Annotated in this window: 20 protein-coding genes; 7 read left to right on the top strand and 13 right to left on the bottom strand. The window is 68.1% G+C overall.

What is annotated here, in order from left to right; all coding sequences use genetic code 11:
• Positions 1-15: 15 nt before the first annotated feature.
• Positions 16-1,125 carry a hybrid sensor histidine kinase/response regulator gene (locus tag A176_RS18505; RefSeq protein ID WP_002640493.1) on the bottom strand — a complete coding sequence of 370 codons (1,110 nt, stop codon included), beginning with the start codon at positions 1,123-1,125 and terminating at the stop codon, positions 16-18.
• 217 nt (positions 1,126-1,342) lie between these two features.
• Between A176_RS18505 and A176_RS18500 the strand changes: the two genes are divergently transcribed.
• Positions 1,343-1,915 carry a hypothetical protein gene (locus A176_RS18500; protein ID WP_002640492.1) on the top strand — a complete coding sequence of 191 codons (573 nt, stop codon included), beginning with the start codon at positions 1,343-1,345 and terminating at the stop codon, positions 1,913-1,915.
• A gap of 78 nt (positions 1,916-1,993) precedes the next feature.
• Here A176_RS18500 and A176_RS18495 read toward each other — a convergent pair whose 3' ends face one another.
• Complete coding sequence (locus A176_RS18495; protein WP_002640491.1) at positions 1,994-3,652, bottom strand: M14 family metallopeptidase; 1,659 nt, start codon at positions 3,650-3,652, stop codon at positions 1,994-1,996.
• Between the two features lie 474 nt (positions 3,653-4,126).
• Positions 4,127-4,858 (bottom strand): DUF7873 family protein, encoded by a 732-nt coding sequence (locus tag A176_RS18490; RefSeq protein ID WP_002640490.1) that lies wholly within the window; start codon positions 4,856-4,858, stop codon positions 4,127-4,129.
• A gap of 402 nt (positions 4,859-5,260) precedes the next feature.
• Between A176_RS18490 and A176_RS18485 the strand changes: the two genes are divergently transcribed.
• Positions 5,261-5,842 carry a hypothetical protein gene (locus tag A176_RS18485; protein ID WP_002640489.1) on the top strand — a complete coding sequence of 194 codons (582 nt, stop codon included), beginning with the start codon at positions 5,261-5,263 and terminating at the stop codon, positions 5,840-5,842.
• 56 nt (positions 5,843-5,898) lie between these two features.
• Here the strand turns inward: A176_RS18485 and A176_RS18480 are convergent, their stop codons facing one another.
• The 3 genes from A176_RS18480 to A176_RS18470 all read right to left on the bottom strand — a co-directional run bounded on the left by A176_RS18480 (position 5,899) and on the right by A176_RS18470 (position 9,012).
• Positions 5,899-6,813, bottom strand: a complete 915-nt coding sequence (locus A176_RS18480) for a hypothetical protein (RefSeq protein ID WP_044891024.1) — start codon at positions 6,811-6,813, stop codon at positions 5,899-5,901.
• Between the two features lie 75 nt (positions 6,814-6,888).
• A complete protein-coding gene (locus A176_RS18475) occupies positions 6,889-8,076 on the bottom strand; it encodes a J domain-containing protein (protein WP_044891025.1) in 1,188 nt (395 codons plus the stop codon).
• 90 nt (positions 8,077-8,166) lie between these two features.
• Complete coding sequence (locus A176_RS18470; protein WP_226993911.1) at positions 8,167-9,012, bottom strand: hypothetical protein; 846 nt, start codon at positions 9,010-9,012, stop codon at positions 8,167-8,169.
• 171 nt (positions 9,013-9,183) lie between these two features.
• On the opposite strand from A176_RS18470, the gene A176_RS18465 reads away from it, so the two are divergent.
• Complete coding sequence (locus tag A176_RS18465) at positions 9,184-10,134, top strand: DUF808 domain-containing protein (RefSeq protein ID WP_002640484.1); 951 nt, start codon at positions 9,184-9,186, stop codon at positions 10,132-10,134.
• Positions 10,135-10,197: 63 nt separating this feature from the next.
• Here A176_RS18465 and A176_RS18460 read toward each other — a convergent pair whose 3' ends face one another.
• Complete coding sequence (locus A176_RS18460; protein ID WP_002640483.1) at positions 10,198-10,998, bottom strand: alpha/beta fold hydrolase; 801 nt, start codon at positions 10,996-10,998, stop codon at positions 10,198-10,200.
• Positions 10,995-12,023: an NADP-dependent oxidoreductase gene (locus A176_RS18455; protein WP_002640482.1), complete on the bottom strand. Its 1,029-nt coding sequence runs from the start codon at positions 12,021-12,023 to the stop codon at positions 10,995-10,997. The genes A176_RS18460 and A176_RS18455 overlap by 4 nt, the downstream gene beginning before the upstream one ends.
• Positions 12,024-12,173: 150 nt before the next feature.
• Here A176_RS18455 and hflK point away from each other — a divergent pair, with 150 nt between their 5' ends.
• Together hflK and hflC are read left to right on the top strand one after the other, a co-directional pair.
• Positions 12,174-13,220 (top strand): FtsH protease activity modulator HflK, encoded by a 1,047-nt coding sequence (gene hflK / locus A176_RS18450; protein WP_002640481.1) that lies wholly within the window; start codon positions 12,174-12,176, stop codon positions 13,218-13,220.
• Positions 13,217-14,155, top strand: a complete 939-nt coding sequence (gene hflC, locus A176_RS18445) for a protease modulator HflC (RefSeq protein WP_002640480.1) — start codon at positions 13,217-13,219, stop codon at positions 14,153-14,155. The genes hflK and hflC overlap by 4 nt, the downstream gene beginning before the upstream one ends.
• 238 nt (positions 14,156-14,393) lie before the next feature.
• On the opposite strand, the gene A176_RS18440 is transcribed toward hflC, so the two are convergent.
• From A176_RS18440 to A176_RS18410, 4 genes are all read right to left on the bottom strand, one after another.
• Positions 14,394-14,612 (bottom strand): hypothetical protein, encoded by a 219-nt coding sequence (locus tag A176_RS18440; protein ID WP_002640478.1) that lies wholly within the window; start codon positions 14,610-14,612, stop codon positions 14,394-14,396.
• Between the two features lie 125 nt (positions 14,613-14,737).
• Positions 14,738-15,927, bottom strand: a protein-coding gene (locus tag A176_RS18435) for an IS3 family transposase (RefSeq protein WP_226993910.1) whose coding sequence is annotated in 2 segments (ribosomal slippage) — positions 14,738-15,645 and positions 15,645-15,927 — 1,191 coding nt in all. Because the reading frame shifts where the segments join, the coding sequence is not laid out codon by codon here.
• Between the two features lie 1,039 nt (positions 15,928-16,966).
• A protein-coding gene (locus A176_RS18420; protein ID WP_226993910.1) for an IS3 family transposase occupies positions 16,967-18,156 on the bottom strand; the annotation gives its coding sequence in 2 pieces (ribosomal slippage) (positions 16,967-17,874 and positions 17,874-18,156; 1,191 coding nt in all).
• 362 nt (positions 18,157-18,518) lie between these two features.
• Complete coding sequence (locus A176_RS18410; protein ID WP_144429568.1) at positions 18,519-19,853, bottom strand: GspE/PulE/PilB domain-containing protein; 1,335 nt, start codon at positions 19,851-19,853, stop codon at positions 18,519-18,521.
• 266 nt (positions 19,854-20,119) lie between these two features.
• On the opposite strand from A176_RS18410, the gene A176_RS18405 reads away from it, so the two are divergent.
• Positions 20,120-22,261: a M28 family peptidase gene (locus tag A176_RS18405; RefSeq protein WP_002640168.1), complete on the top strand. Its 2,142-nt coding sequence runs from the start codon at positions 20,120-20,122 to the stop codon at positions 22,259-22,261.
• A 114-nt stretch (positions 22,262-22,375) separates the two neighbouring features.
• Positions 22,376-25,990, top strand: a complete 3,615-nt coding sequence (locus tag A176_RS18400; protein WP_044890774.1) for a serine/threonine-protein kinase — start codon at positions 22,376-22,378, stop codon at positions 25,988-25,990.
• Here the strand turns inward: A176_RS18400 and A176_RS18395 are convergent.
• Positions 25,987-26,337 carry a hypothetical protein gene (locus tag A176_RS18395; protein ID WP_002640166.1) on the bottom strand — a complete coding sequence of 117 codons (351 nt, stop codon included), beginning with the start codon at positions 26,335-26,337 and terminating at the stop codon, positions 25,987-25,989. The genes A176_RS18400 and A176_RS18395 overlap by 4 nt on opposite strands.
• Positions 26,338-26,359 lie beyond the last annotated feature (22 nt).

Genomic DNA, 26,359 nt, shown 5'->3' with positions numbered 1-26,359 from the left:
ACGCCTTCCTTTCGGTCAGTACGCTTCCGTCCGGTGACGGGGCAGCGTGACGAGAAATCTCGAGCCGTGTCCCGGCTCGCTTTCAACGGTGAGGGTGCCTCCGTGCGCGGAGACGATTTCGCGGGCGATGAAGAGGCCCAGGCCCAGTCCATCCGTGCCGCTGGCCGCCGCCGCGCGCTCGAAGCGATTGAAGATGCGCGTCTGGTCTTCCTTCGCGATGCCGACCCCCTGGTCCCGCACGCTCAGCGTCAGCACCTCCGCCTGTGCCTCCACCTCGAGCAGGACGGGCTTGGCGTCGCCGTAGCGGAAGGCATTGGTGAGCAGGTTGCTGATGACCTGCTCCAGGCGGAGCCTGTCACCCAGGATCAGGGTGGGGCGCTCGGGCAGCGTCAGGCTCAGGGTGACACCGGCCGCCCGGGCTGGCATGGCCAACCGCTGGGCCATGTCGCGCGCGGCCTCCGACAGGTCGAACATCTCGATGTGGAGCCGCAGCTTCCGGCTGCCCACGCGCGAGATGTCCAGCAGCGTGTCCAGCAGTTGCTGCAGGCGCACCAGTTGCCGCAGCGCGGGCGTGGTGCTCGCCTCGACGGTGCCACGCGCAATCAGGTCGCCGGGGGCCCGCGAGAGGTGGTGGACCAGCCGCTCCAGGTTGAGCCGCAGCGCCGTAATCGGCGTCCGCAGCTCGTGCGCGGCGATGGAGAGGAACTCGTCCCGGGCGCTGACCGCTGACTGGGTGCGCGCCTGGAGGCGCAGGAGCGCCTCGATGTTGGCGAGCAGCTCGTCATCCTCCAGGGGAGTCGTCCAGTAGGCGTCCGCTCCCTGGGCCAGGCCCCGGAGCCGGTCCTCCCTGCGCACGGAGACAGCGGACAGGTGGGCAATCAGCAGGTCGCGCGTTTCCTCCTGGTCACGCAGCCTCCGGCAGACCTCGTACCCGTCGATGTCCGGCATGTGGACGTCGAGGAGCACCATGTCCGGCCGGCCCGTCGCCAGCCGGAGCGCCTCCTTGCCGCTGGAGGCCTCCACGACGTGGTAGCCCGCATTCGTGAGGATGCGCCCCGTGAGGTAGAGGACGGACGGGGTGTCGTTGACGTTGAGGATGGTGGCGCGCGGTCGGTCCTCCTCCATCGTTCGTTCTGGTGCGCGGCCGGTCAGCATTCCACGAAGATGGGGTTTGATTCATCCGAACGGAATCCCCTCCGTGCGATGAGCGGCCGGGAAATGTGTGCGGTGTAGGACAGTGCTCCGCGGCGAAACGGCTGATGGATTCTGAATAGGTCGGCGACACCCCCGTCAGTCTCTGCAGAACACAACGGCGGGCCCAGAGCTCACGAGGACGCACCCCATGAACCGCATCGCTTCCGCGCTTGTCGCAGCCCTCCTCCTCACCGGAAGTGCCCAGGCCCAGGGCTTCGGAAACCGCTCCACGCGCGTGGAGCGCCGCGAACTCCGCGACGACCGCAGGGACCTGGAAGAGCTTCGCAACCTGCTGGTCCGCTTCGACCGCGCGTGGGCGCAGCGAAGCGAGCGGCAGATGGTCAACGTCGAGACCAGCCTGCGCAAGCTGCTCCGCAAGGAGATGGAGGAGAGCCAGCGCGAGCTGGCGAAGGACTGGAAGGAGGCACGGCGGGGCCGGCGTGACGCGCGCGTGGCGCAGTGGGGCGGGCCTCGCGCCGCGATGTGGGGCCAGGCCTCCGCCGCGCAGGCCCGGGCGGATGTGCGCGCCGAGCAGCAGGCGCTGCGCACCAAGAAGGCCATCGCCCGCGAGCTCGATGACATCGAGGGACTGCGGCAGCCCGGCGCGCTCAACCACAAGCGCATGCTCATCATGGACCTCATCCAGTTGGCGGAGCGCGAGCTGAACCAGAGCCGCCGGGACGTCCACCAGGACAACCGTCACGATGGGTGGCGCCGCTGATGAGCGCCATCCGCCCTGGAGCCCTGGCCGCCTGACCATCGGGCGTCTTCAGGGCTCCGGGTGCGGGGTGCCTCCTCGCTACTCGGCCTTCTTCGGCGCGGTGGCGGGACTCACGACCCGGTGGACCGGGTACAACTCACCCACGGTGATGGCGTCGTCGAGGAACTGCCAACGGCAGAAGCCATCGTCGGAGTGGGGCTCCAGCAGGTACACGGCGAGCGTCCCCGCGCGCTGGGCCGTGGGCACGTAGAGCGTCTCCGCGGGGAACTCGCGGGTGGTGCGCTCCGGCGCCACGGTGAGGACCGTCTCGAAGCGGACGGGCTTCGGCTTCTGGCTGAGGGGCACCTCGGCCTCCCCGGGCGGCGGCACGTTGGCGGCCACGTCGGGGCTGAAGGTCTCTTCGCGCCGGGCCACGCGGTAGCTGTCCACCGTGAAGCTTCGTGACTTCGTCAACCGCTCGAACTGGATGCCGTGGCCCGCGAGCCGCTCGGCCAGCGCTGGAGGCGCCAGGTAGGCCTCGGGCGTGCTCACGGACTGCGTGGGCACGAAGGTCCGGTGGTGCGGCATCTTGTAGGTCTTCTTGCGCTTCCCGGGGTAGCGGCGCGCGGTGATGCTGGCCTCGTCGTAGGCGAGGACGTTCGCCGTATCTCCCGGCAGGGCGTAGGCGGGGTACTCGAAGGCCAGGGCGCCCCGGGCATCCCGCGTGGCCACGCCGTAGTTGATGCCCACCAGCGCCTGCACGTCGGGCGTCGTGCCCCGCTCGATGATGGCGTCCTGCGTCTCGTCGGTGATGTCCCGGTAGGCGCCCGCGTGCCGGGCCGCGTCGCGGAAGAGCTCCAACAGCCACGCGCGCATCACCGCGCAGCGGCGCGGGAAGTCGATGTAGCTGTACGTCTCCAGCAGCACGTCCAGCCGGCCGAGCAACCCGCGGTAGTGGCTGCCGAAGCGCGGCAGCGCGGGGTAGGTGTGCCAGCCCGAGCGGGGGTCGCCTTCGTCCTTGTAGTTGCCGTACCAGAAGCTGTCGAAGCCGTGGCGCGTCTGCACGGCCTTGGCCACGCGCTCCAGCAGGGCGCGGTTGTAGGCGCGCAGCTCGGAGAAGAGGGGCTCGTTCGAATGGGACGTGTCGAACGTGAGGTCGAAGGCGTGAATGCTGCCGTCGGTGGTGTGGCAGTCGATGAAGACGTGGGGCCACCAGGTCTGATGAAGCGCGGCCATGGCGCGCGTCTCCGGGGCCTCCTGCTTCGTGCTGTCGCGGTTGAGGTTCCAGCCCTCGCCCGTGTAGCGGGTGCCCACGCCGCCCTCGGGGTTCACCTGGCCCTCGAGGTCCTTCAGGTTGAGCTTCCGGTTGTGGGGGCTGATGCGGTCGTTGCCGTCCGGGTTGAAGTTGGGGACCAGCACCAGGCACAGCTTGTCGAGCAGCGTCTGTCCCAGCTTGGTGAGCGTGAGGTCGCGCGCGAGCGCGAGCAGCGCCTCCTTGCCCTCGACCTCGCCCGCGTGGATGTTGGCCTCCACCATCACCACGACCTTCTTCTGCTTGCGTGCCTGTTCCGGCGTGAAGCAGCCCCGGTCGCTGACCACGAGCGCCACCAGGGGCTGGCCCTCGCCGCTGCGGCCGAAGTCCACCCGCCGCGCCAGCTTCGTGCGCTCGCAGAGTGCGTCGACGAAGGCCAGCACGTCGGCGTGAAGGGACGTTTGCGTGTAGTTCGACGCTTCGGCGCGGGTCAGCAGCGGGTTCATGGCCGCGCATCCGAGCGCCCCGGACCTGGCACGTCAAGTCCCGGTGCGTCCCTGGAAAAGAGTGGGCCCGAGCAGGGTGTCCTCCTGCCCGGGCCCGGGGTGCTGCCATGGATGAGACCCGCACGTTTAAGTTCCTGCCTGGAGCTGAGACCTCGGGTCCTGCGATTGAACGACCGCCGCGCAAGGTGGAATGGAGCGGCGGGCTGGAATTGCACCAGCATCACGAGGGAGGGGGCGGGAACGGTTGATCGGGCCTGCGACAGCGAATGCTGAGTCTGGAGTGAGAATCTGAAGCTGGGGTGCCTCGCGTCCGCGTGTTGCCGCTTGCCTCTACCGTGATTGGGCTACCCCGCCGCATGAAGAAGTGGTGGCGGGGGCAGGGCTCGAACCTGCACTGGGGACGGCCGGCGTACGTCTGGCGTGAAGCTGCTGCTGAGTTTGAGTTTGGACTCCGAAAGGTCTGCGGCCGTGAGTCTAGCCGAACAGGTAGCCGAGGAGGGACTCTCCGGCCTTCATGTCTTCCACCTCGACGGCGTTCGCCTCTTCGCGGGCGAACTTGACGGCCTGCTGCAATTTCTCGACGCGCTCCAGCAAGTCATTCACGCGCGTGGCGGGGAGGGCGCCGGAGAACTTCACCGTCTTCCAATAACCGACGACGATGTCCTCGTAATACACCTCCACCTGGGCCGGGTGCTTCTCCGTGGCCTCGGACTTCACGTGGTTTCGAGGCACCTTCTTCGTCTTCGCCGTCTGCACGGGCTCGGTCGCCCACAGGCCCTGCGCCGGATCGGGAACCCACGACTCCGACGGGTCCAACGTGGGGAGCTTCTTCACGAAGGTGTGAAGGTCCACGAGCTGCTTCTCCAGGAAGAGCAGGTAGGTGGCGGGAACGCCCTTCAGCAGCACCCTGCCATCCACGCGCACGTCCGCCTTGGCGTGGCAGTTGGTGAGGTCCTTGGTCGCGGTGACGTCGAAGAGCCGCGTGAGGATTTCCTGCGTCTTCTTGAGCACGTCCTGCGTGCGCACCTGCACGCGCGTGGACTCGGGGGGAAAGCGCTCACCCTCCTCGTCACGCGGTTGATACGTCCGGGAGATGCCGCTGAGCAACTGCGGCTTCTGCAGGTCGTGATGGGCCTGGGTGAGCTCCTGCTGGGAGCGGTTCTTGACGCCCTTTTCGACGGCGATGATCTGGTTCAGCTTCGGCATGACGCCACTTCCGTTTTTCGAAGGTTTGTATTTCCGCCGTGGACGCAGCGTGGCACGCGGGCCTGACAGCGCTGTGTCGCGGCAGGCGGCGCTCGACAACTGCTGGGCGACGTCATGCGCCAAAGGGGCCTGGACGCCGCGGGGGTGACGGAGTTCCTGGCGACCGTCTCCGCCGGATCGCCCGGACATGCGGCCGAGGCCACGGCGGGCTTCTTCCAGATGCGCAGGGCGCCTGGCTTCGAACAGCACTCGGCCGGGGGAGCACTCCGTCTTCGAGAGGCCCTGGGAGCCGGACGCCCGGGCCTCGCCTCCCGCAGTGTGTGCGTCCATGGGGGTGAGCCCTCATGCATGACGTCAGCACATCGCCGCGCCCGGAAGGTTCCGCGGAAGGAGGCACCCGCCATGACGGAGCAAGAGGCCTATGTGAAGCAGATGGATGCGGAGAAGCGGAGGCTCGACGCCCGGATCGCCGAATCCGAGGCGCAGTCCGATGTCCGCGAAGCAGACGCCAGGCTCAAGGACCTGTCGGGCGTGCGCCGCGTCTTCGAGAAGTTCCGCCAGAAGCTGGAGTTGCTGAATCAGCGGCAGACGCAGAACTTCGACCAGGGCAAGGCCGAGCTCCGCCAGTCGTATGACGACCTCAACCAGTCCGTCATCGAAATGGATGCCAGGATGGCGCTCGTTCGGGCGGAGTATGAACGCAAGCGCGAGGCCGAGCTTCGTGAACTCGGCGCGCAGATGAATGGCTGGGATGCCTCCCTCGCGCAGTCCCGCTCCGAGGATTCACGTCTCACGCGCCAGGAGCTCCAGTTCCTCCGCCGCTCGTTGCATGACACCGAGTCCTCGCTCCGGCGGCTGATGAGCAGTCACGGCGACAACTGGGCGAAGCTGAAGAAGGACTACGAGGCGTCGTGGCGCGAGCTGCGGGAGCGCTCCGACAAGATTCGCGCGGGAGGCGACGTGCAGCCTTCCTCCAACGCCTGAGCCGCCACTGCGGGAGGCCCCGGACGTGACCTGCGTCCGGGCCCCCTGGCGCCGCGTCAGAAGGCGCGGTTCACCGCGTAGCCGCAAATCTTGTGTTCGGCCTTGTACGTGTTGGGGCCGGGGATGCCGTCGATGGGCCCGGTGTAGCCGAAGCTGCGGCCCACCGTCTGCACGCGCGTCCAATAGATTGCCCCAGGGATGCCGTCCTCCTGCGCGGACGTGCGTGGGCCACCGCGGCGGTTCAGCTCGCGCGCGGTGATGCGAACGCGCGCCTTCTCCGTGTTGGCGCCCGTGACGCCGTCGATGGGGCCCGTGTATCCGAAGTCGCGCCGCGCCACCGTCTGGATGCGTTTGTAATAGATGGGGCCCGGGACGCCGTCGTACTCCGTCGTCGTGTGCGGCAGCGCTCCACCGGTGGGGGGCGGCGTGCCTCCTCCCGCGATGCGGCCACCCGCGTAGTCCATGGACCAGCCGAGGTATCGCGCGCCCGTCATGCTCGAATAGCCGTGGACGCTGTTGATGCCAATCGCGTCACCCCACGACTGCGCCAGCCTTCGCGTGGCCATGAACACCGTGCCGCCACCGCCATTGAGGTCCGCGCCCACGTGGCCGTACGCGCCAATGTCCCACCAGTGGAAGGCGCCGGTGGGCGCCTGTGTCGGGTCCGTCGAGACGATGCGCGACGCCCGGTAGGCCTCGATGGCGGAGGGCCGCGCCGCGGACTCGGGCAGTTGCCCGAAGCGCCACATCAGCGAGCCACACCACTGGTCCCAGGTTCCACCATCCCGCTTGGGATTGGCGGCGGCGAACGCGCGCGCCCGGTCATAGATGGGGGAGTTCAGCTCCGCGGACTCGCTGACGAGCTCCGACGTGTCGCCCGTCTCCGGCTCCTCGACGACGCCACCACAGGCGCTCAACACGATGGCCGCGGACATCAGCGCGGTGTTCCACATCCTCCACTTCGTCGTCATTCCAGGGCTCCTGTCGTGGCCGTTCAACGCGAGGTTGTCGGTGACAGCGCAACGGGAGTTTCCAGGAAATTGAGATTAGCTTGGGGATGAAGTTTTCCTGCGGACGAGCTCCCACGCCTCGTTGAGTTTGCGCGTCTCTTCAAGCGCGAGGGCCTGCAGCTTGGGCCCGAGCTGCGCGACCTTGTCCGGATGGTATTGCGCGACCAGCGTGAGGTACGCCCGGCGTGCTTCCGCGAACGGCGTCGCGGGGGTGATGCCCAGCACCTCCCACGCGGTGGGCTCGCGAGGGGGTTCGACGGGCGCCGCGGGCTCGGGCTCCGGCGCTTCCTCTTCCTCCTCTTCTTCTTCGACCTCGTCGTCTTCGACAGGAGGCGCCTCGGGAGGTGCTGGCCGGGCAAAGCCCACGCCGCACTTCGAACACAACAGCCGTTCGTGACTCACTCCATGCGCGGCGGGGACGACGCGGGTGTCGAAGCAGTCCCCGCAGACGATGTGGTGGCACGCCTCGCAGCGGGCGGCGGAAGGCGTCTCCTCCAGGTCCTGCCCACACCGGCCGCAGTCATCCGGCAGCGGCGCTTCTTCACCGCACCGGACGCAGTGGGCCCACGCGCGGTCGAGCGGGCGATCACACTCCGTGCATTCGAGCGCGCCACCGCTGGCCGGTTCCCAGTGCTTCGCTTCGCCGCACCAGGGACAGAACGGCATCAGCCACGCCAGCTTCCCCAGGCAATCTTCCGAATCGCAGTCGAACTCCAGCCGGTAGCCCAGGGCCACGGGCTCGGGCGCATTCGCCTCGTCGAACGACTCACCGCAAGCCCAGCACGCGTTGAAGCGCGGATGGGAGGGGGCGTCGCAGGCGGTGCAGACCGGGTTGTCGTATTCGGCCTTCCACGTGACCTCGTCTCCGCAGTCGGGACAGAAGCCCATGGCCTGCGTGACGCCGGGATGCTGACAGGCTTCTCGCGCCGCGCGCGTGGCACGCTCCCGTTGTCCTGGTGGTGCCGGGAAGGGCGGCGAGACGCCTCGCTCGGTGAGGTACTCCCACCAGCACCCGCGACACACGCGGCCACGGGCCTTCCGGCCGGCCGTGGCGCCTGGCACGGAGGGGCGCTGTCGGAACGCCTCGGCGTCGAGCACCTGCGTGCCAAGGCACACCTGGCAGACCGTGTCGCCGCACACCTCACAGCCTCCCGCGAGGCGGCGGACGCCCAGGCCCAGGATTCCGGCGGTCAGCACCTCCCTGCAACACGGGCAGGCTCGCATGGACTCCTCTCGCTGGCTGGCCGGGCCCTCGGGCCTCGGGGTGGGTGGGGCTCCACGCATGCCCCATTCAGCCTGTCAGGTCCAGCGCGCTTACGGGCGGGCCTGCTCGGGCGGGGGCTCGCAGCCGATGCGCCGAGGGCCCACGGCCAGGTCGTCCAACCACCAATCCGTGGGAACGGAGAGCCCCTGGTACAGGAAGACGCCTGCTTCCAGCAGGGTGAAGTTCGAGGCCTTCTCCCGCACCAGCGGCTGCGCCGTGGGAGGATCCGCGAAGACGAAGGTCTCCGGCCATGAGAGCTCGGCGCCGTCGAGCCAGACTCGCGGCTGCGCGGCCTCCGGTTGTGTGCCATTGGCGCCGTCGAACAGCCACTCCAGGCACGCCCACGCATCGAGCACGAGCGGCGTGTCCGACAGTTGGACCCATTCCGGGAAGCCCGGAGGCTCCGGCGGATGCCAGATGGCCATGTAGCGCTGCCGGTACGTGGCGACCTCGTACCAGTCGAGCGTCTCCACCGGGCCACCCGTGAGGCCGGGCCTCGGGTACCGCGCATTGAAGAGGCCCGCGTGGGACATGGGGCGGGCCGGGCTCGTGTAGACATACACACGGCCCCACAGCACGGGGCCAAAGCCCTCGGGGAGGTCGAAGCGAATCGTCTTCTTGGGGCCGCCTTGATTCCCCTCCGTGCCCCCGGAAAGGTGACGGGCATGTAACGCGTACCGGCCCGAGCGCGCCCGCGAGTCATCCACCCGGAGTTCGCCGTGGAACTCGTCCCGGTAGGGCGTCCAGCCGTCAGGGATGCGTCCTTCCTCGAAGTCCCAGCAGAGCGTCCCTGGCGCGGCGCAGCCTGTCGCCGAGACGGGGCCTGGGGGCCTCTCCGGGGGCGCGTGAGCACACGAGGCCATGGCCGCCAGCATCCACGCGCGCAGCACTCGCACGGTACGAACCCCCTGGGGTCAAACGACAGACGCTAGGCGCAACCCGGGGTGGGGAACAAGGCACATAAGCGGCGCTATCGAAGCCGCGTCCCGGTTCCTAATCCAGGCTATATCCCGGGCGTGGGTGGTTTCAGGCGAAACCCTCGCGCCCTCTACACCAGGAAGAATCTCGTGGCCGGAAGCAGCCTCCTCACCCTGATTGATGACATCGCCAGCCTGCTGGATGACGTCGCGGCAATGACCAAGGTCGCGACCCGGAAGACCGCCGGTGTGCTCGGGGACGACCTTGCCCTCAACGCGCAGCAGGTCACCGGCGTCAAAGCGGATCGCGAGCTGCCCGTCGTCTGGGCCGTCACCAAGGGCTCGTTGGTCAACAAGGCCATCCTGGTTCCGGCGGCCCTGGCCATCAGCGCCCTGGTGCCCTGGCTCATCACGCCGCTGTTGATGCTGGGTGGCGCCTTCCTCTGCTTCGAGGGCTTCGAGAAGGTCGCGCACAAGTTCCTGCACGACCCGGAGGAGAAGGCCGTTCAGCAGCAGGAGCGCATCAAGGCGGTCGCGGACCCCACGGTCGACCTGGTGGCCATGGAGAAGGAGAAGATTCGCGGCGCCATCCGCACCGACTTCATCCTGTCCGCCGAAATCGTCGTCATCTCGCTGGGCACCATGACCGAAGCGAGCTTCGGGCTCCAGGTGGCCGTGCTGTCCGGCATCGCCGTCCTCATGACGGTGGGCGTCTATGGCCTCGTCGCGGGCATCGTGAAGCTCGACGACGCGGGCCTCTACCTGATGCAGAAGGATGTCTCGGGTGGCTTCCAGCACAAGCTGGGCAAGGGCATCCTCACGGCGGCGCCGTACCTGATGAAGGGGCTGGCCATCGTCGGCACCGCGGCCATGTTCATGGTGGGCGGCGGCATCCTCACGCACGGCATCCCGCCCGTGCATCACTTCATCGAGCACGCGGGCGCCTCGGTGGCGACGGTGCCCGCGGTGGGCGGCCTGCTGGCCGCGCTCCTGCCGACGCTCCTGAACGCCGTGGCCGGCATCATCGCCGGTGGCCTCATCGTGTTGCTGGTGACGGGCGCGACGAAGGCCGTCCAGTCGGTGCGGCCCAAGGCGGGCTGAGCGCCGCTGTGTCACTGGACCTGCGTGCCCGCCGCTTCCGGGCACGCAGGTCGCGCGCCTCCCTCAACTCCAGGCGCGCACGTGCTGCAGGATGGCCGCGTTCACGTCCTGACCATGGGTGATGGGGCCCATGTGGCCCATGCCCTGGAACACCTGGAGCTTCGCCTGGGGCAGGACCTGTGCGAGCAGCTCCAGGACGCGCCGTTCGAACGCGGGCGTCCGCTCGCCGCCGAGCAGCAGCGTGGGCGCGGCGATGGTCCCATAGCGCTCCCGGGTGGTCCGGTCGTCCGACAGCGTGACGACCTCCTGGTAGAGCTTCCAGCCGACCTTCCGGAACGCGTCCTGCGTCTCGGCGTTGAGCGCGTCCCATGCGCCCGGGCCATTCCATCCGGAGACGAAGGCGGACAGCCAGGCCTCGCCCGTGCCTTCGAAGGCCGAGGGCAGGAACGGTGAGTCCTTCCAGTCATCCGGTTCGAGCACGCCGAATGCCACGGGCTCGAAGACCGCCAGTGACTTCACGCAGGTGGGATGTGCCAGCGCGGCCTGGAGCGCCAGGAAGCCCCCATAGGAGTGCCCCACGAGATGGACGGGCTGCCCCAGGTGCAGCACCAGGGACTCCAGGGCGGCGAGGTCCACGCGGAAGTGGAAGGGGACCCCGGCGGGCCATTCGCTGGACGCGCCGTAGCCGAGCAGGTCCGGGATGATGCTCCGGTGCGTGGACGCCAGGGCATCTCCCAACCGCCGCCACTGACGCCCGGAGAAGCCGCCACTGTGGACCAGGACGACGGGTGTCCCGCTCCCCACGTCGCGGTAGGCGAGCGTCCTTCCGTCGACCTCCAGGCGCTTCTGCGCGCTGTCCGTCATGCCGACTCACCCACCTTCACGATGAGCTTGCCGAAGTTGCGGCCGTCGAGGAGCCCGATGAGGGCCTCGGGGGCCCGGTCGAGTCCGTCCACGATGTCCTCGCGGTAGCGCACGCGTCCCTCGCGAATCCAGGCGCTCATCTCCCGGTGGAAGTCCGGGAACTGACGGACGAACTCGTGCTGGATGAAGCCTCGCAGCGTCAGGCTCTTGGACAGCACGTCGCGCATGACGCCGGGCAGGCGGTCCGGGCCCGGGAACTCACCGGTGCTGTTGTACTGGGCAATCAGGCCGCACACTGGGATGCGGGCGAAATCGTTGAAGAGGGGGAACACCGCGTCCCAGACCGCGCCCCCAACGTTCTCGAAGTAGACGTCGACGCCCTTGGGGCAGGCCTCCTTCAAGCGCTCGGCGAAGTCCGGAGCACGGTGGTCCACGACCGCGTCGAACCCGAGCTCATCCCGGACATACGCGCACTTGTCCGGCCCTCCCGCGATGCCCACCGCGCGAGCCCCCTTGATGCGCGCCAGTTGGCCCACCGTCGCGCCCACGGGGCCGCTCGCCGCGGCCACCACGACGGTCTCCCCTGGCTGGGGACGGCCAATCGTGAACAGGCCCGAGTAGGCCGTGAAGCCGGGCATGCCCAGCACACCCAACGCCGTGGTGAGCGGCGCGGCCGAGGGGTCGAGCTTGCGCAGGCCCTCTCCGTTGGACACCGCATAGGACTGCCAGCCGGAGAAGGAGAGGACATGGTCCCCTTCGGCGTAGTCCGGATGACGGGAGCGAACGACCTGAGCGACCGTGCCGCCGAGCATGACCTCGCCCAGTCCCAGCGGCGCCGCATACGACTTCGCGGCGCTCATCCGGCCGCGCATGTACGGGTCCAGCGACAGATACAGGACCTTCAGCAGGAGCTCGCCTTCACCTGGCTCCGGCGCGGCGGTGTCTTCGGCGCGGAAGTTCTCCGGAGTGGGCCGGCCCTCAGGCCGGGCCGCGAGCACGATTCGTCGGTTCGTCAGGCCACTCAATGCAATCCTCCCTGCAAGGTCGGCCTTGCCTAACGACCGTGCCTGGGAGCGTCAACGCGGACTGCGGACGGCTGTGTTTTAGCGCGGCCCCCCTTGCATGAGGCCTCCCTCACGGGGGAAGACAGGTGGATGGCATGGAATCCACGAGTCATGAAGAACAACTCAAGGGGGCAGGACCCAGAAGACGTCCTGCGTGACCTGCGGAATCAACTGGGACCCGGCTTCGGCCGGCGCATCATGTTCGGCGTCCTGGGCCTGTTCCTGCTGGTGGGCATGATGACCAGCTACGCCCAGGTGGAGCCCGACGAGGTGGGCGTCATCCTGCGGCTGGGTCGCTTCACCGGCACCGTCGAACCCGGGCCGCACTTCCGGTTGCCGTTCTGGGTGGACCGCATCGTGAAGGTCCCGGTGCAGCGGCAGCTCAAGGCGGAGTTCGGCTTCCGCACCGAGCGCGGCGCCGAGCGGGGATCTTCGTACGCGGCCCAGTCCTCCGACATGAAGCGCGAGTCGCTCATGCTCACCGGCGACCTCAACGTCGCGGTGGTGGAGTGGATCGTCCAGTACAAGATCAAGGACCCGTACAAGTACCTCTTCAAGGTGAAGAACGTGGAGAGCATGCTGCGGGACATCTCCGAGGCGTCGATGCGCGCCGTCGTGGGGGACCACTCGGTGAACGAGGTCCTCACCACGGGACGTCAGGCGGTGGCCACCCAGGCCAAGCTGCTGCTCCAGGACCTGGCGGACCGCTACGAGACGGGCGTGGACATCCAGCAGGTCGTCTTGCAGGACGTGAATCCGCCGGACCCGGTGAAGCCCTCGTTCAACGAGGTGAACCAGGCCATCCAGGAGAAGGAGCGCGTCATCAACGAGGCCTACGCGGAGCTCAACCGCGTCATCCCCCGCGCGAAGGGCGAGGCCGAGGAGGCCCTGCGCAGCGCCGAGGGTTATGCCATCGAGCGCGTGAACCGCGCCAAGGGTGAGGCGGACCGCTTCGCCCGCGTCTATGAGGAGTACCGCAAGGCACCGGACGTCACGCGGCGCCGCATGTACCTGGAGACCGTGAGCCAGGTGCTCCCGCGCGCGGGACAGAAGGTCGTTCTCGACGAATCCGTGAAGGGCCTCACGCCGCTGCTGAACATGCAGGCGGCGGACGCCGCGGTGTCCGGAAGCGCGAGCCAGACGGAGGTCCGCCGATGAACCGCATGATGATTCCCGTGGCAGTGCTGGCCTTCCTCGTCATCGTGGTGGGCGTATCGGCGACCTACACCCTGGACGAGCACGAGCAGGCCGTCATCACCCGGTTCGGCGAGCCCAAGGGTTCGTCCGTCGTGGACCCGGGGCTCCACTTCAAGATGCCCTTTGTCGACACCGTGAACCGGTTCGACAAGCGGTGGTTGGATTGGCGGGGTGACCCGAACCAGATTCCCACCAAGGACAAGAAGTACATCTGGGTGGACACCTTCGGCCGCTGGCGCATCGTCGACCCGCTGCGCTTCTTCCAGCGCCTGCGTGACGAGCGCAACGCCCAGTCCCGGCTCGATGACATCATCGACGGTGAGACGCGCAACACCATCGCTTCGTTCGCGCTGATTGAAGCGGTGCGCTCCACGAACCGGCCCTTCGAGGACGACGAGTACACCGCCGAGACGGAGCGGGCCGAGTCGCTGGAGAAGGTCGCCCAGGGCCGCGACAAGCTCACCCGCCAGATTCGTCTCCGGGCCGCGGAGATCGTCAAGGAGTTCGGCGTGGAGCTGGTGGACGTGCAGATCCGCCGCATCAACTACGTGGACGAGGTGCAGGTGAAGGTGTTCGAGCGGATGATCTCCGAGCGCAAGCGCATCGCCGAGCGCTCCCGTTCGGAAGGCATGGGCCGCGCGGCGGAGGTCCGAGGTCAGCGCGAGCGTGACCTGAAGGAGATCCGCTCGGAGGCCTACCGCAAGGCCCAGGACGTCACCGGCGCCGCGGACGCCGAGGCGACGAAGATCTACGCGGACGCGTTTGGCAAGGACCCGGAGTTCTACCAGTTCATGCGGACGCTGGAGGCCTACCCGGACGTCCTGGACAGCTCCACGTCGCTGTTCCTGGGCGGTGATTCGGAGTTCTACCGGTACCTGCGCAGCTCGAAGAAGTAGAGCGGGGACACGCGGGGCGTCAGCGGCATCTTGGCCGGTGATGCCCCGCTTCCGTCCGGTGAGCCCACGTCCTTCAGGGACGTGGGGGTGGCACCCTGCACGCGGCATGGCCCATGATGATGTCACCGTCCACGGTGCTCGTGGGCGTCGGCGTCCAGCCCGCGGCGAGCCGGGCGTCGAGGAGTTCATCTGCGCTGGGTCGATGGTCCCACACGGAGACCGAGAGGACGCCGCCCAGTCAAGTCGTGTCGAAGACGAGGTATCCCCCGTCCTTCCACGGCATCACCACGTCATGGGTGAACTCGTCCTGGACGATGACCTCCGTGACGTCACGCGGCGGCGTGCTGGCGAAGCCCCACCGCACCACGTCCTGGAGCAGGGTGAGCGAGCCCACCTCTGCCTCCAACGCGGCCCGTGCATCCGCCTTCAGGTCGGCATGGTCGGTCAGCGGAACCATGGCGGGACTCTATCTGGGATGGTGTGGGGTTGTCAGTCCCGCGGCTCATCTGGGTCCAGCGCGACGAGGTCCTCGATATCGTGCTGGGACATGGTGGGCCTGCTCCGGTTCGGTGGACAGGTTGACTATGCTGCCAGCCTCTTGGTTTCGGCCATCCGCTCGTACTCCGCAGGGCAGACGTAGCCCAGGGCTGAGTGGCGCCGCTTCCGGTTGTAGAACACCTCAATGTACTCGAACAGCGACTGCTTCGCCGCCTCACGCGTCTTGAAGCGGGTGACGTAGACGAGCTCCAACTTCAGGGTGGAGAAGAAGCTTTCCGCCACGGCGTTGTCCCAGCAGTTACCCTTGCGCGACATGCTGCATCCGATGCCGTGCTCCTCCAGCAGCCGGCGGTAGTCCTCGCTTGCGTATTGGCTGCCCCTATCCGAGTGGTGAAGTTGCGGGGCGGGACGGCTGAGCAACGCCATGTCGAGTGCGCGCAGCACCAGGCCGCGGTCGATTCTCTCGCCCATCGCCCAGCCCACCACCTTGCGGCTGAAGAGGTCCAGCAGCACCGCCAGGTACAGCCAGCCCTCGTCGGTCCAGACATAGGTGATGTCACCCACCCACGTACGGTGGAGCTGACCGGGTTGGAAGTTCCTCTCCAGGGTGTTCGGCGCCACGGGGTGGTGGTGGGCCGAGTCGGTGGTCCGTACGAAGCGACGCCGTGCACGGCCACGCAGGCCCGCCTGGCGCATCAGGCGAGCCACTCGCTTCCGCGCCACCCGCTGGCCTCTCGCTTTGAGTTCCGCATGCACCCGCGGAGCGCCGTACGTGCCCCGGCTCTCCTGGTGGACGGCTGCCACTTCGAGATGAAGCGCCCGGTCGCGTTGCTTCCGCTCGCACTCGGGCCGCGCCGCCCAGGCGTAGTAGCCACTGCGTGAGACGCCCAGGTGACGACAGAGGACAGCGACGGGAAAGAGGGCCTTCTTCGCGTGGATGAAGGAGAACTTCACTTCATCTCCTTCGCGAAGAAGGCCGCCGCGTTTTTTAGTATCTCCCGCTCCATCCGCAGCTCCCGGTTCTCCTTGCGCAGCCGAGAGAGTTCCTCGCGCTCCACCGTCGTCAGCGCTCCAGGCCTGCCCCCGCCCCGGTCCGTCTTCGTCTGCTCGACCCACAGCCGCAGCGCTGACTCCGTCAGGTCCAAGTCTCGGGCGGCCTGGGGAATCGTTTTCCCCTCCTCCAGCACCAGCCTCACCGCCCCGGCCTTGAACTCCGCCGTGAACTCCCGGCGTGGCCTACGGGGCTTCCTCTGCTTCTCGTCAGTCGCGGACATCCCGTGCTCCTTCCATCACATCTCGGGTGTCCACGGAACCGGGCTACTCCCATGGTGCTGCGCCTCCTGGGATGTGCGTGCCGTGGTGTGGGGGCGGCGCCTAATACGCTGCGCGAAGGCTGGGACGCTGGCGAGCTACGAGGCAGAGGGGGGCGCTTTCACGCGTTTGGCAGAGGCGGGTAGCGTTCGTCGCCGATGCGACGACTGATTCTCTTCCTTGCGGTGTGCTTGCCCGTGGCCACCGGCTGCCGTCATGCCGGTGTGCCCTCGCTACCCGCGAGCCATGGTCACCTCTCCCACGCCATGGAACTCTATCTGGACGCTGAACGCCCGCCCGACGAGCCCAAGCGCATCGTGGTGGCCCGTGACTTCTATGAGTCCGCTCCCACGCGGGAGCTGTCCCTGGACGAAGCCCCCCGAGTCTTCCAGGAGGCGGTTCAGGTGCTTGCGGGGAAACCCTCCAAGGACCAGGTCCAGACCGCCAGGCTCGACATCTCCGCCGCGTGCAGCGCGGAACTCGCGGAGGCATGCACGTACTTCCAGGAGCAATTCCAGCGGCCCATTCGGGTGTCGGGCGACCCGCCCTCATTGACGAATCGTGGGACGAACGCGAGGACGAGCTTCTTGGTGGTGCTTCGTGCCCGGCTCGGAACGAACGGCCGGATACGGAGGTTCACCGTGATTGAATCCGCGCCCTATGGGATCACGGAGGCGTTCATCAAGACGCTGGGGGCTTACGTCTATGAGCCCGCGAGGCTGGCGGGGCATCCCGTTGAGTACTCGCTCAAGTTCAATCTCAGGTCCGATCACCCGAATGCGTATTTGCCCCGGGAGGAGGAACTGCGGTGGCTTCGTGCCCGCGTCACGCAGTTTCCCGCCAGTGAGGACGCCTTGCTGGATCTCGCACGGTTCCTGGCAAAGCATGCCCCCGAGGACCCGCAGTATGAAAAGGCGTTGAACTCCCTGAACCATCTCCAGGCCTTGAATGGGTGGGGCGCGACAGAGCTGTGGGCCTGCTCCGGTTCGGTGGACAGGTTGACTATGCTGCCAGCCTCTTGGTTTCGGCCATCCGCTCGTACTCCGCAGGGCAGACGTAGCCCAGGGCTGAGTGGCGCCGCTTCCGGTTGTAGAACACCTCAATGTACTCGAACAGCGACTGCTTCGCCGCCTCACGCGTCTTGAAGCGGGTGACGTAGACGAGCTCCAACTTCAGGGTGGAGAAGAAGCTTTCCGCCACGGCGTTGTCCCAGCAGTTACCCTTGCGCGACATGCTGCATCCGATGCCGTGCTCCTCCAGCAGCCGGCGGTAGTCCTCGCTTGCGTATTGGCTGCCCCTATCCGAGTGGTGAAGTTGCGGGGCGGGACGGCTGAGCAACGCCATGTCGAGTGCGCGCAGCACCAGGCCGCGGTCGATTCTCTCGCCCATCGCCCAGCCCACCACCTTGCGGCTGAAGAGGTCCAGCAGCACCGCCAGGTACAGCCAGCCCTCGTCGGTCCAGACATAGGTGATGTCACCCACCCACGTACGGTGGAGCTGACCGGGTTGGAAGTTCCTCTCCAGGGTGTTCGGCGCCACGGGGTGGTGGTGGGCCGAGTCGGTGGTCCGTACGAAGCGACGCCGTGCACGGCCACGCAGGCCCGCCTGGCGCATCAGGCGAGCCACTCGCTTCCGCGCCACCCGCTGGCCTCTCGCTTTGAGTTCCGCATGCACCCGCGGAGCGCCGTACGTGCCCCGGCTCTCCTGGTGGACGGCTGCCACTTCGAGATGAAGCGCCCGGTCGCGTTGCTTCCGCTCGCACTCGGGCCGCGCCGCCCAGGCGTAGTAGCCACTGCGTGAGACGCCCAGGTGACGACAGAGGACAGCGACGGGAAAGAGGGCCTTCTTCGCGTGGATGAAGGAGAACTTCACTTCATCTCCTTCGCGAAGAAGGCCGCCGCGTTTTTTAGTATCTCCCGCTCCATCCGCAGCTCCCGGTTCTCCTTGCGCAGCCGAGAGAGTTCCTCGCGCTCCACCGTCGTCAGCGCTCCAGGCCTGCCCCCGCCCCGGTCCGTCTTCGTCTGCTCGACCCACAGCCGCAGCGCTGACTCCGTCAGGTCCAAGTCTCGGGCGGCCTGGGGAATCGTTTTCCCCTCCTCCAGCACCAGCCTCACCGCCCCGGCCTTGAACTCCGCCGTGAACTCCCGGCGTGGCCTACGGGGCTTCCTCTGCTTCTCGTCAGTCGCGGACATCCCGTGCTCCTTCCATCACATCTCGGGTGTCCACGGAACCGGGCTACTCCCACTGGCGTGGCTGCGTGCGGAAGAAGGGGAGTACGAGGCAGCAGAGCCCCTGGCGAAGGTGGGGCGGCGCTTCGCACCCGAGAACCCCTACGCGCTCGAGACGTCGGCGCGGGTGGCCTTCCACCGAGGCCGTTGCCGCGACGCCATCGAAGATCAACAGCAAGCAGTGGCGAAGCTGCCCAAGGAATGGCCCGACGAAGAGCGAGCTCGCTTCAAGCAGGCACTGGCCACGTATCAACGTGAGTGTTCGTCCGGGGCCACTCCGGCGGCACCATCGAACGGGTAGGCGCCGCGCCCCATGGGCGAGTGCCTCACCGTCGCGCTTTCTGTCCCGCGTGGGTGGCGTCCGCCATCAGGCACATCACGGAGTACAGATTCATCGTGAACAGGCTGTTCTCCGGCTCCAGGTCCGCGGCCTTCTGGAAGAGGGCCGTGGCGCGCGCGTAGTCCCGCTGGTGGTTGAGGAGAATCATCCCCAGCCGGTTGTACAGCGGGGCAGGAGAGGGCAGCAGTCCGATGCCTCGCTCCAGCAGCTCGACGGCGTCTGCCAGGCGGCCGGCTTGTTCGAGCCGCACGACGCGCTGGAGGATGTCTTCATTGGCATCCTCGGTGCGAGGCGCGGGCGGCACGGACTCTACTTGCCTCTGCGTGGACGGTGTCTCAACCCGAGGCGCCTGGGCGCTCATCGGGGGCTGGGGAGGCGACTCCACCGTGGCCCCCGAGCTGGCGGCCCGCGCGTGCGTGGCCCGAGTCGTGGGCGGCGGCACTTCGTAGAGCTTGGTCACCCCGCGCTCCTCCAACGACGCGAAGAGGGCTCGCAGCTCCACGTCCGTCAACTGGGTGATGAGTGCCAGGTCCGAGAGAGACGTGTGGCCGTCCACCAGCGACAGCACATATGCCTCGAACGGGCTGAGCTTGAGCTTCGCCACGTTGAGTCCCCCGACGATGAAGGGCCGGGCCTGGGTGCCGCCCGTGGGGGCTTGGAAGGTGACGACCCGCGTGGTCTCCGGCTGGGGTGTGCCACGGGTCCCGTTGCGCTCGGGCTGCGTCAGCAGCGCGCGTACCAGGGAGACGTTGTCCCGGGGCGGCAGGTCGTCGACCTCTCGCACCAGCAGCAGCTCGCACCGCGGGCATTGGAAATCCCCTGGCTGCGTGGGCGCTCCACAGTGCGGACAGGCTTCGTCTTGGGGCGGGTGCTCGAACGCGAGCGCGTCCGCGTAGTAGTGCTTGCGGATGGCGGCCCGGATGGACCTGCGCACCGCGACGAAGGGCAGCACCTGCGTGACGCCCACGGTGCGCACGATCTCCTCCAACGCGCGCTGTCGCTGCGGCTCGGCGATGGCCACGTACAACACGCCCTGCGCCAGCCGCAGCGGCATGAAGTCGAAGCCCTCCGCCAGCCGCACGGGCACCTTCTCCAGCAGCGCGGGCGAAATCTGGGCCTGTGCCAGCTTCTCCGTGGACACGAAGCGCGTCTGGAATTCCTGCGCCAGCAGTCGCAGGACAGGTGTCTCGTCCACGCCCAGCCGGACGAGGCACTCCCCGAGCTTCTGCCCTGACTCCTGCTGATGGGCGAGCGCACGTGAGAGCAGCTCCGGTGTCAGCACTCCGTCCAGCACCAGCCGCTCGCCGAGTCTCCGCGCCATGTCCTGATTCAAGGCCTTGCCGGGCATTTCCGTCTACCGTCCGTATTCGGGCATCGTTCGAAGCGATTAGCGGAACGATGCGAAGGGAGAATCCCGGGTCGGCCAACGTCACAAGGCTGCGTACCCGGCAAGAGCGCTTCGTGCCGCGACCCCGCCGGAGACGCGGAGCGCCTTCGTATATTCACTGTCAGCGTGTCTGGCCGAGGCCGAGGCGCTGGAGTGCGCCACCGGAATGGGCGATACCCGTCGCTCTCCGCGAGGCCTCCATGCGACTTCTGCCCGTCTTCTTCGCTTGCGTGTTGTGGGGCCTGACGGCCCGCGCGGATGCTCCGCCACCACCGTCCCCCGTGGGGGCCGTGTCTCCCGCGACGGGACTGGTCCTGCGCGATGACGTGGTCCGCGCGCTCATTCACGAGAGCTCGGGAGACCGCATCCATGATGGCGTGCAGCGCCTGGCGCTGTTGCCCCGGGACTCACACGCTGGGTACTCCGAGGCCGCGGAATGGGTCCGAAGCGCCGCGCAGGCCGCGGGCCTCCAGGACGTTCAACTGGAGCCCATGAAGACGGAACCCCAGTGGCGCGCCACGCGTGGCGAACTGTGGGTGTCCGGGCCACAGCGTTACCGGGTGACGTCCCATGCGGACCTGTCCATGTCGCTGGCGGTGGGCAGCGGCAGCTTCGAGGGCACGGACCTGGAGCTCGTCGACGTGGGCCTGGGCGCCCAGGAGTCGGACTACGAGGGCAAGGTGTTGAAGGGCAAGGTGGCCTTCACGCGGGGGCACCCCAGCGCCGTTCTCCGTCAGGCGGTGGTGAAGCACGGCGCGGTGGGCGTGGTCTCCTCGTACTCGACGCCGCCCTGGAACCTGCCCCACCGCATGGACGGTGACTTTCCGGACCAGGTGGGCTGGGCCATGGTCCCAAAGAAGCTGGTGCCGCCAGGCGCGCGCGTGCCCTTCCTGTTCATGGTGTCCGACCGAACCGGCCGTGAGCTTCGTGCGCAGATGCAGGCCGGTCCCGTGAAGGTGGACGTACAGGTCACCACCGAGTTCAGTCCCGGCCATTTCAGCATCATCAGCGGCGTCATCCCGGGGAGCCGCGCGGGGGAAGAGGTCGTCCTCACCGCGCACCTGGACCACTACAAGCCCGGGGCGGACGACAATGCCTCCGGGGCGGCCACGTTGCTGGAGATGGTCCGCACCTACACGTCGCTCATCCGGCGCGGCGTGTTGCCTCCACCGGTGCGCACGCTCCGGGTGCTCTGGCTGCCGGAGTTCGAGGGCACGCGTGAGTGGTTCGCCCACCACGGAGACGACCCGGTTCGTCGAGTGGCCCAGTTCAACTTCGACATGCTGGGCGCCAGCCTGTCCCGCGCGCACTCGCGGTTCTCCCTCACCTACACGCCGGACTGGAATGGCAGCTTCGTGAACGCGGTGTCCGAGTCCACGGTCGCCTTCATGAACCGCTTCAACGGTGTGACCTATCCGCCGCGAAAGGACTTCCGTATCGGTTCCGTGACGGGCTCGCGCGACCCGCTGGACATCCACATGGACCGTTACAGCCGAGGGTCGGACCACCAACTCTTCAACGACCATGGCATCCCGGGCGTGGCCTTCTCCACCTGGCCCGACGACAGCTATCACACCAGTGAGGACCGGCCGAGCAACGTGGACCCCACGCAGTTGCACCGGGCCGCCTTCGCGGGGCTGGCCACCGTCACCGTCGCGGCCTGGGCCCAGGGGGCTGACGCGCTGGAGCTGGCGCGCCTGGTGTCGGTGCACGGTGCGCGGCGTGTGGCGGAGGACGAGTTCCGGGCCCGCGGCGGTCTCGCCGCGGCGGGACGGGCCGAGCTGCCCGTCAGCTACCGGCTGGCGCGCGCGGTGGTGCGCGCCGGGTATCAACGCGAGCGCGAGGCCCTGCGCTCGTGCCTTCCCCTGGGCGCGTCCGCCGCACCGGTGACGGCCATGGTCAAGGCGTTGGACCCTGCTGAGCGCCAGGCCCTGGGCCGCATCGAGTCGGACGCGAAGCTTCGCGGCCCCCTGGCCAAGGAGCCCGCGCTCTCCGCCGCCGAGCGTCAGGCACGGGCCTTCGTTCCGCGCCGGGTGAAGGGCCAGGAACTCGCGGCCTTCGATGAGGTGGTGGGCAAGGCGTCTCCGGAGGAGCAACCCCGGGTGGCGGCGGTGAAGTCCGCGTTGGACGCGGCCACCTCGGCCCTGCGTGAAAGCGGCGAGAGCGAGCTGCGTTTCTACCAACTGGCGGACGCTGTCGCGAGCTACGCCAACGGCCAGCGCTCCGTGGCGGACATCCGCGACGCGGCGTATGCCGAGTACGGGTATGTCTTCCCGGTGGAAGCCCTGGTGGACCTCTTCGCGCTGCTCGAACGCGGCGGCGTCATGACGCGAGCACGCTGAAGGAACGTGCCCGGTCGGGCTCGGCACACGACCTCTCAGGTAGATGGCAGAGGAGGGCCGTGCCGTGTGCCTGGGTCGTGGAGCCTCGCCCAGGGGTGCGTTAATTCCGGCGGCATGCGCCCAGAGTACGAAGCGGAGTTGCACATCGCGGTGGTGGAGGGGCTGATTGACGAGAAGCATGTCGCCGCCCTGCGCGACGAGGCGCACCGTGAACAGCAGAGCCCTTTGTCACTGCTCGCGGGCAGGCGCGCCCTCTCTCCGGAAACGCTCGCTTCCCTCAGGCGCATCGCCGTGGAGGTGGCCGCTCCCACCCGTCAGGAGCAGGAGGGCGCGGCGACGCTGGAACGAACGCCGTCACCAGCGCCTCACGCTTCGAAGGTCCCGGTCTTCCCTGTGCCAGGCTGGGAGCGCTACCAAGGGGTTCGCTTTCTCGGCCAGGGGGGCATGGGCCAGGTCTTCCTCGCCCGGGACCTGCGGCTGCGCCGCAACGTGGCGCTGAAGTTCGTTCGCAGCGACAACCCCGAACAGTTCCAACGCTCGCTCCTGGAGGCCCGCGCCCAGGCCCGGGTGGAACACGAGCGTGTGTGTCAGGTGTATGAGGTGGGGGAGGTCGAGGGCCGCCCGTACATCGCGATGCAGTTCATCGATGGCCAGCCGCTGCACGAATTCAACCCGACGCTGGGCATCGAGCAGAAAGTGGTGCTGCTCAGGGACGTGGCGGAGGGCGTCCAGGCCGCCCATCGGGCAGGTCTCATCCACCGGGACATCAAGCCGTCCAACATCCTGGTTGAACGCACGGAGGACGGACGGCTCAAGCCGTACGTGATGGACTTTGGTCTGGCGCGCGACTGGACGTCGCGGGACGCGGGCGCCACCGGGGCCATGGCGGGCACTCCGTACTTCATGGCGCCCGAGCAGGCGCGGGGCGAGGTGGCCACGTTGGATCGCCGCGCGGACGTCTACAGCCTCGGCGCCACGCTCTACCACCTGCTGACAGGCCGGTTTCCGGTCTCCGGCGAGAACGCGCTGGAGGTGCTTGGCCGCATCGCCACGGAGGAGCCGCGTCCGCTCCGGGCGTGGGTGCCGGACATCCCAGCGGAACTCGAGGCCATCGTGCGCAAGTGCCTCGAAAAGGAGCGCGCGGCCCGTTATGCGTCGCCCCGTGCCCTCGTCGAGGACCTGGACCGATTCCTGTCAGGCGAGCCGGTCCGCGCGCTGTCCGCGGGCCTGGGCTACCGGCTGCGAAAGAAGGCGCGCAAGCACCGGGGCGCGGTGGCGGTGGCGGGGGGGGCGCTCGTGGCGGTCGCGCTCGCGGTGGGCTGGGCCGGCTTCACCTCGCGCCAGTCCGCGCGCCGCGAGCAGCTCGTCCGCCGTTTCACGGAGAAGGCCAATCACCTGGAGGCCCTGGCGCGTTACTCCGCGCTCTCCCGGCTCCACGACACGCGCGTCGACCGTCAGGAGATTCGCGATGAAATGGCCCGCTTGGAAGCGGAGATCGACGCCGCGGGGGTGCTCGCGGTGGGGCCGGGGCACGACGCGTTGGGGCACGGCCACCTCGCGCTGGGAGACGATGCGGCGGCCTTGAAGCAACTGGAGGCGGCCTGGGCCAGTGGCTTTCATGCGCCGCGCACCGCGTGGGCGTTGGCGCTCGTGTTGGGGCGCCTGTACCAGGACGGCCTTCACGAAGCCGAGCGCCTGCGCAGCCCCGAGCAGCGGGAAGCGCGACTGGCGGATGTGCGCCGTCGTTACCGGGATCCCGCCCTGGGCTACCTCCGCCAGAGTCAGGGCGCGAACATCGCCTCACCTGATTACATGGCCGCGCTTATCGCCTTCTACGAGGACCGCCTCGATGAGGCGCTGGCCCGCTTGGATGCCATGGGGTCACCTCGCGCCTGGTTCCACGAGGCGCGTCAGCTCCGTGGGGACATCCTTCGGACACGCGCGGCGCGGCGATGGAACCAGGGGGACGGGGAGGGCGCCCGCGCGGACTTCGAGGCGGGCCGCCGGGCCTACATCGCGGCGATCGACGTGGCCCAGAGCGTTCCCGGTCTGCACCTGGCCCAGGCGGAGCTCGAGTTCGACGTACTGCTGATGGAGCTGTATGGCCGCGGAGACATCCTCCCAGCCTTCACGCGTGGCACGGAGGCGGTTTCGCGCGCGCTTCATGCGCTCCCGGACTCCGCCGAAGCCAGGCGGCTGGAGTCGGGCTTCTACCGCCGCATGGCCGAGCACCAGATGAACCACGGCCAGGACGCGGAGGCGATGCTGCGCAAGGCTGTCGATACGGCGCGTGAAGCGTTGAGCCTGGCTCCCGCGTGGAGCCAGGCGCGGCTTCAGCTCGGCCGGGGTTTTTGGAGCTGGGGGCAGTCCCTCCAACAGCGCAACCAGGACCCCCGCGAGTCATTGCTGCGAGCCAGCGCGGAGTTCGAGCGCATCCCGGATGCGGAGCGGAACTACGAATTCTACATCGACCTCGGACTGATTTTCGGAACCTGGGCGGCTTACGAGCAGCAACGCGGTGAGGATTCGCTTCCCCATCTCGACAAGGCCCTGGCCGCGTATTCGGCGGCAACCCGGCTGAGCGCGGACCTGTCCGACGGGTGGCTCAACCTGGGCGGTGCGTACCTCAAGCGGAGCGCGGCTCCCAGGAGCCCGGCGCCGGATGCGGACCTGGAGCAGGCGCGGATGGCGCTCGACAAAGCGCGCGCACTGAATCCCAAGCACGTGGCCACCTACTTCTTCCTGGCCCAGTCAGAAGAGGCGTCGGCAAGGCGGCGTCGGGCTCGGGGCGATGATGCCCGGCCCCATTGGGGTCGGGCGCTCGACCATTACCGGGAGGGCAGTGCCCTCAATCCCCAGTTGCCACAACTCCTGATTGGCGCGGGCCTGGTGCGGTTTGAACAGGCGAAGGAGGCCTGGGACCGAGGTGAGTCTCCGTTCGCGTTGCTGGAGGATGCCCGGGCGACGATGGAGCGGGCCATCGCCGCGGCGCCGCAGCAGGGCTTCGCGTACCACAATGTCGCTGAGGTGCTGCTGCTGCGCGCGAATTATCAGCGCGTGCTCTCGGAGTCTCCGGAGGCGAGCCTTCAGTCCGCGAAGGACTTCGCTCGACAGGCCATCGAACGTCTTCCTGCTTTCGCCCAGCCGAACATCAATCTGGCGCGGGCCCACGCGGCGTTGGCCCTGTTCCAGTTCGAAAGGCAGCGAGACCCACGAGCGGAGCTCGCCCGTGCCGCTCAGGCGCTTGCCCGGGCGTTGGCGCTCAGTGGTGGCAACGCGGAAGGCTGGCAATGGGAGGCGGAGGTCCGCGCGCTGCGGGCGCGTTGGCAGGCCCGGCAGGGGCAGGGGCGGCATGATGACTTCGCGGCGGCCTCAAGCACGTTTCAGAAAGCCGTGGAGCTGGGGCCCGAGCGGGAGGCGGCACGGCTCGCCTCTGGCCGGTTTCATCGGGAGTGGGGGACCTGGCGCATGGCGCGAGGCGAGGACTCGGGGCCGGCTTTGGCACAGGGGCTCGCGGACGTTGAGGCCGCGCTGGCGCTAAGACCCGGGTGGCCCGAGGCGCGCCTACTCCACGGACAACTCCTGCTGCTCCGCGCCGGAGCGGCGCCTCACTCCGACGCGCGGGAATCCTCACTTCGAGATGCGAGGGAGGAACTCACGGGGGCCTCGTCCGCCAACCGCCACCTGGAACGCGAAGCGCGCGAGTCGCTCCGAGGCACCGGGCCTTAACCTTCGCCCTGGCCGTGGTTGACGGTGATGGTCCCGTTCATGGGCTCGCTCTTGGGGTCTTTCTCGTTCCAGAGCTGGATGTCGTACGTCACGTGCTTCGCGCTCTCGGAGATGGTCCGGATGCAGGCCTTCAGGCTGCCTTCGTTGGGAACCTGGATGTCATCCGAGCCGAAGAGCGAGGTGTCTCGAACCTTCTTCTCGAAGACCCATACGTGTTGATCCAGATGGGTGTGTCCCGAGAACTCCACGCTATCTCCGCGCTGGACGTGCAGCGCGTCGGGCTTGAACCCGCGCCGCGTGCAGAGGATGGTGTGGTGGACGGGGGCGGACGTTTCGTTCGGGCGCATGGGGGCTCCTGTTGAGTGAATG

It is taken from the genome of Myxococcus hansupus, from assembly GCF_000280925.3.
Classification (GTDB): domain Bacteria; phylum Myxococcota; class Myxococcia; order Myxococcales; family Myxococcaceae; genus Myxococcus; species Myxococcus hansupus.
The sequence above is the reverse complement of the archived record's forward strand: the minus strand, read 5'-3'. Positions and strand labels throughout refer to the sequence as shown.